Below are 5,829 nucleotides of genomic sequence, written 5' to 3'. Positions count from 1 at the left end.
GTTGACCAACACAAACAGGACTATTGCTGCTTGCAGTTGCTGTTGGAATTGGATTGACTGTTACAGTAACCACATTTGAAACCGATTGAATATTTCCATTAGAACAAGTTACTACAAGTCGGTAATAGGTTGTAGTAGTTATAGTTCCTGTAGATGCATTTGCATAAGATGGTAAAGCAGTACCCAAATTAACTGGCGTTGTAAAGGCAGCGTCTGCACTACTTTGCCATTGATAAGTAGTACCAACACCTCCTGAATAACCCGTAGCCGACAGCGTGGTGCTTCCAGACCCGCAAATAGTAGGAACAGCAGCTGTAGCAGTTCCTGCAATTGCAGCTGTACAAGATGAAATAGTAATATTAAAGAATCCAAGCGAAGGTGTTGCCGGACGAGTTGCGCAATCAATATCTGTTGGCGCAAAAGCATTTAAGTTCGCACCACCAGTGGAAATAGCTAAGTTAGCTGAATCGTCGAGCAATCGCAAATTAGTACCACTCACAAACGCAGGACTCACATTTAACGAATTGGCATCTTGGCCTATTGTTGATTGTAAACCTGAAAGGTTAGCAACATCTGTGCCCGAAGCCGTTACGAGAGAACCTACTTTGGCAAATTTTGCTTGAGTACCCGAGGTGAAATAGTTGTTATTGTTGATTGTAAGGTTAGTGTAAGTATTGTAAGCAAATCCTATTGCGTAAGAGCCTACTCCCAGCGTTGTGCCAGTACCAACAACTACAGAATTTACGATAATATTATTTCTTAGGTCAATAATTGGATTACTTCCTGCAACAGCAATACCATAGTTCGCTTGATTTCCGCCAGTTCTTGTTCCTGCCATTGAAATAGTGTTATGGTAAACACGCGTTGTACCTGAGCCTCCTCCTAAATAAATCGAGGCTCCTAGGTCAGGAGAAGTTGCATCACTGATTGTATTTGCAATACTGTTATTTGCAATTGTGTTTACAATTCCAGCCGTAGATGTCGTACATGCAAATATTCCAACTGACGAAAATGTCGAGGCCCCAGAAACATTAGTGATGCTGTTATTGGTTATGGTATAATTAGTAACCTCATTTCCCGAAGTTAAAATATTCGAAACGCTCACCGCTCCTAAAGCAATACCAAAGCCATCTGCACTGCCTGTTGGTAAAACATTGGCAATTGTGTTCGCATCGACCAATAGATTGTCTTCAAAACTCGCAGAAATACCCGAAATTCCTATGGCTTGTGTTCCTGTTCCATCTATTTTGTTCAATCGGATGATATTACCTGTATTTTTATTTGTCGCACTAAATCCCGTAATAGCAATACCGTTTTGAGCCGATCTTAAATCGTTGTTCACAAACTGATTGTTATTATTTCCAGATCCCGCGGAAAGTTGAGCCATTCCAATACAAGCTCTTGTCGTATTCTTAGCTTGACCAACTAAAATGAGATTTCGAATAATATTGTTTGAAGCACCATTAGTCCCTGCATTTTGAAGGACGATCACTCCAGATAACGTACCTGTATTCGTATTCGAAATGGTTAAATCGCGGGTTGCTTGGCTCAAAGGACAAACCGTATTTGCTGTTGTTCCAATCGAACCATCAATGATCACACGATCAGCTGCGTTCAACACAACGATTCCCGTAGCAGACGAGCCTGTAATAGTCGTTCCTGCATTTTGTGGTTTGATTGTAATCGTATGAGGAGCAGCAAATTCGTTTAGCGCAATCGTTCCGTTCTCACCAGAAAGATTTCCATTGATTTGTATCGTAATATCGCCAACTACTGCTGAGTTATTAATTGCTTCGAAAGCTCCTCCAGCCAAGGTGAGCGATGAATACGTACAACCAGAACTACATACAGTAATTAAACCTGAAATACTGTTTACAATGTTGTATGAATTAATCGTTCCCGTTATAGGAAATGCAGCAGAAGTAAGTGCTACAGAAGAGGGTTGCGCTGCAAATTGTCCAGAATTTATGCCAACAGTAGGCGCTGCATTATCTTGTGCAACGACGAAATACTGGATAACATCACCTGCTACAACCGAGCCTGATGAAAGCAAACTGTAATCAATAGTAAATGTAAATGGAGAACTTGTATTAGTTGCTTCAACGAATTTCCATCCTGATAGGTCATTCGTGTCCGTTGACTTTTTGTAGTAGATTCTAGGTCTAGTGCCAGTTGCTGTGTTTACTCCCGATGGATCTACAACTGCAATTCCTGAAAATTGACGTGTACTTTCAACAATTCCGTTTGTGAGGTTGTTGTAAGTAATTGACGGCGCTACCAAATCTAAAGGAGTTCCTGAAAATTCAAACGCCCCAACATCAGGAGTCGAAGTATTTCGAGTAGCAGCCGCAAAATCTGTGGTAATTCCACTCACAGGAATACCTCCACTTTCTAATTGCGTTGCAATTGAAGTGTTGATATTCAAGAAATTCGCATCAGAACCCGTTGTACTGGCAAAATTTGCATTCTCCGAAAAAGAAGCATTATCTCTTGTAGATACTCGCGATCTATAAGCCGCAATGGTTTGATCGGTATTTGTACCATCATTAAAAACAACATTACTTGCCGATGGTGCTCCTGCAAAGAAATTATTGTTATTCGATGCAGCATTGTACGAAGACAAGGTTGTTGAAGATCTTCTGTAAGCTACAGTTAAACCTGTACCGTTTGCGGTAGATAGGTTAACGAAATTATTATTTCTTAATGTTAGTGTAGGAGTTGTTGACGCAGAAATAGCACTTGAACCAAATAATGCACCTGCACTGGTTGCAGCTAATCGCACTGTATTAAAAGAAGCATTAACAGTTGTTCCTCCTGTAATATTCAAACCAATTAGTGCGTTTGCTGCATTAGCATTTGGTGTTCTTAAATCTCCGATAACGTTATTGAAGAGGTTAACAGTTACACCACCCGAAACAAGCATTCCATTTACAAAACCACTAGCATTCGAGTTTTCTAAATTAAACACTTTGTTACGAGAAAAATTTTGCACAACTCCAGAAGATCCACCAGTAACAGAAATACCTGAAACAGTGCTAGCGCCTGATGAAGTTAGGGAATGGACTGTATTACCAGACAAATCAATATTTCCTGCCGCAGTCGTGATTCCAGTAATATTTCCTGAACTTGTTATATTACTTACCAAGTTACCTGAACAAACAGTTTGAGCAGCTGCATTAAAACTCACTGTTAATGCCACAACAGCACCTGAGCCGGCGGTCCAGTTTGTAAATGTATTATTTTGTACATTCTTAGTCGGAGACCCGCCATCAGTATTTCTAAAACCGTCGATAATTGTAGAGCCAGATACTGTGATGTTACTGAAATTATTTCCGTTATTAGAGACCGTACTACCTGCAACTGAATTAGCATTATCAAAGTGTAATGTAAGTGTCCCACCTGCACCGGTTTTATTAAACCCAGTAACGATGCTGTTGTTATTAATTGTTTTGGAGCCTGTACTCGTTAAAGCAACGTTGTTGCTAATCATAGTTACGCTACCCGTTGTATTAACCGTTAAGTTTGTGAACGTATTCGAACTAATGTTTTGAGACAGTGTCGCAGCGCTATTAATTATGTAGTTATGAGCTGATGTTCCTGCAGTACTATGAACAATACCTCTAAAATCGTTACCGGTAATAACTAAGGCCGCAGTTGTAGCGCCTCCTGAATTACTTATACCATTCACCGTGCCAGAAGTGGCAGCACTAAACGTTACAGCGTTACCCGAAGCATTCCCAATCTGATTGTTTGTAATATTAATAGTATTTACAACAGCGCCCGAATTAGAGATAGCAGTAAATCCTCCTGTAGTTGCTGTAGATGTTATACCGCGGAACACGTTTGAAGAAATGCTCAAAGTGCCCGGAGCGGACGAGTTAGCAATGCCAATAATATTTGAACTAGATGCCGTGCCAGAAACCGCTGAATTTAGTATCGTGTTATTGTTGATATTTATCGTAGCAGTCGCTAATGCAGTCATACCCTGAGAATTAATATGCTCAAACGTACCACTCGTAAAACCACTATTTAGAGTAATGGTATTGTTGTTAATATTTGAAGTAAAAGTACCTGTTGGTGCTATAACGGAATAATTTTTAAAAATACCTCTAAAAGTAACAGCAGTACCCGAGACAGTGGCACTTGTAATGGTATTAAACGACACATTCTCGCCCACTTGATGATTCAAAAATATACAATAGTTTGTAACCGTGTTTGAATTAAAACCACCGGCAGCGCTAGCACCACCCCAATTTGTGATCGTGTTACCTGTAGCCGAAGATGTTCCGCCAATATCGTTTCCGGTATCCATAAACGAGGCATTACCAGAGCCTATTAATGCGATACCCATATTGACATTACTAATAGTATTGCTGTAAAAACGGTTATTACTATTCGACCCTGTTGTAGCTGTGATATCAGCAGTAGTTGCGACAGCTGTAGCTGTATGACGGGTGTTACTATAAATACCGAAACTGTTTGTATAAGTTCTGTTCAAAGAAATTGTACAGTTTCGAACCAAATTATTTTGCGCACCATTTGTTGCTGAAGCATATAACAATGCCACGCCAAACTCAGTCATCGTATTAGTTCCTGATGCAGTATCTGCTGAGACTGGCGTAAAGTTGCGTTCCTGCAACGTAAGTCCATCAATAGTAATAAAGTCACCACCGATAATTTTTATTACCGCGTCGGTTAATGAACCCGCTGTATGTGCTGGAGCGGTAAACGTTGGGTTTGCACCGCTACCATTTTTGATAAATGTAATGGTGTTAGTAGTAGTACCTGTGGCAGTAATGGTAAATCCACCCGCTGGAGCAGTTTCTGTATAACCCGCATTGATGTAACAATTTACAGCTCCTGTTATTGTGCCTGCATTTAAAGCGGTAATAAACGACGCTAAAGTTGGATAACAGCTGCTCGGAATCACATAGTCGCCAGCAAAATTTGTAGCGCTACCCGTACCTTGCGTATAACTGTAGTTGGCACCGCCATTATTGTTGAGGTTTAGCGTTGCCATATCGTGCGCGGTCTGACCGTTTGTAGCAACATCAGCGTTTATTTGCACCAAAGTCTTGTTGCTCGAATACACGTAAAAACTTACATTACCAGCACTCCCTCTACAAGGTATATATGCCGTCCCTGAGGTTCCAATAAAAGTTACCTCCGCTAAAGTGGAAGTTACATAGTTATCGAATGAGTAGCGAACAAAAACATTTTCGCCAACAGACAAAGGAGCCGAAGATGTTAGCGTTACTCTAGCCGAACTGTTTGTATTTGCAGGTGTTGTAAAAGCAACGTTGGAAAAGGTTTTTGGATTAAAATTGGTTTCTAGCAACTGCATAATATTATCACCAGCATTATTAGTCACGTTAAATGTGTAATAATTTCCGCTAGTAATTGCCGGCAGTAAACCATCGCTACCACCACCATTACTATTGAAACGCGCACCATTGGCAAATCCTACTGGAATATACGTGTTCACAGAGAGTGTGTTGCCACCCGTATATGGCCGCCAATTTGAATTGTAATTTGGAGTACCCGGCGTACCGATGTGAAATGCCCAAGTTGCAGTACTCGCATTTACACTTTGATTAGACTGAAAACGAACCTGATTAAAGGTTGGAGACAGAGCAGACAAAGAAAAACGCAAATTGTTTGGCGCTGGTGTTGTATTATTTAAACTGGTGAATAATACCGATGGTTGCGAATACACGGCAACCACTGAAACCAGATAAAACAACATCCAAAATTTCCGTCTGTTTTGAACAATACGTAAAAATTGATTCATAAAAATAGTTTTAAATTTTTTAAGAGTCCGGCACTTTT

General features: G+C 40.4%; 1 protein-coding gene. It reads right to left on the bottom strand.

What is annotated here, in order from left to right:
- On the bottom strand, positions 1 to 5,791 hold a 5,791-nt coding region (locus ACOVQQ_RS01440), incomplete at its 3' end, for a beta strand repeat-containing protein (protein ID WP_421816617.1).
- Positions 5,792 to 5,829: the final 38 nt, after the last annotated feature.

The sequence above is a fragment of the Flavobacterium sp. genome (assembly GCF_049240005.1).
Taxonomy (GTDB): Bacteria; Bacteroidota; Bacteroidia; order Flavobacteriales; family Flavobacteriaceae; genus Flavobacterium.
This window is presented reverse-complemented; position numbering and strand designations above follow the sequence as displayed.